The sequence below is a fragment of the Companilactobacillus sp. FL22-3 genome, assembly GCF_054881455.1.
This window is the reverse complement of record NZ_JBTYYZ010000033.1, coordinates 1-751: the sequence shown is the minus strand read 5'-3', so window position 1 is coordinate 751 and position 751 is coordinate 1. Positions and strand designations below refer to the sequence as shown.

The following is a 751-nucleotide window of genomic DNA, read 5'->3' as shown; positions in this document are numbered from 1 at the left end:
TTTGCACATATTTTGTCAGTAATTCTTTCTGTTCGGATTCACTTAATTCTACCGGTAAAGCCACGTTAAATTCTTTTGCATACCGTGAGTTTGATTTACGATCGTTCTTTTCAACTTCATTCCATAATTGTTCTCGATTACTGGCCCATTCTGGTGCGTTTTTTGGGGTTAAAATAAAGCTTTCTGGCATAACCGAGCGGGCATAAAAATAGTGGCGGCCTTCTTGATTATCAAATAATTTTTCACCACTTCTATAAGCGGCACTGGCAATGGCACTGCGTCCTTTACCAGCACTAATATTACTAAAACTCATATGAAATATTGCCATGTTAGTCACCTCTTTACTTTGATTATATGGGCTTGACTTTGTTGTCGCCATCGGCGACTTCTAATACAGGATTTTGGGGTTAGCACAACATAGAATTCATTCTATGTGTAAGTGCGCATTGACCTCGTTTCACTCGGTCTTCTGATTCTCTTAACTTTAACTTAGTGTATGCCTTCCGCTTCGCTATTTCAACTTCTATCCTTTGACTTTACGTTCTCTGTATGATATAGTGTCGGTGATTATTTTTAATACGATTGGAGGGATCGTTATGTCTCAAAGTAACTTAGAAAAACAAGAAGCTAAATTAAAAGCCCTTAATCAAAAAATTAAGGACGAAAAAAATAAGATTGAACAACGGCTAGGTAAACAAATCATCAGTCAAGCCAATTTAGATTATGCTAATTTGTCTAACGATCAGATTAA

General features: G+C 36.5%; 1 protein-coding gene. It reads right to left on the bottom strand.

The window, feature by feature from the left end; genetic code table 11:
* A partial coding sequence (locus tag ACYT32_RS12355; RefSeq protein ID WP_461793475.1) for a MobA/MobL family protein occupies window positions 1-328 on the bottom strand: 328 nt, incomplete at its 3' end.
* Between the last annotated feature and the right edge of the window lie 423 nt (window positions 329-751).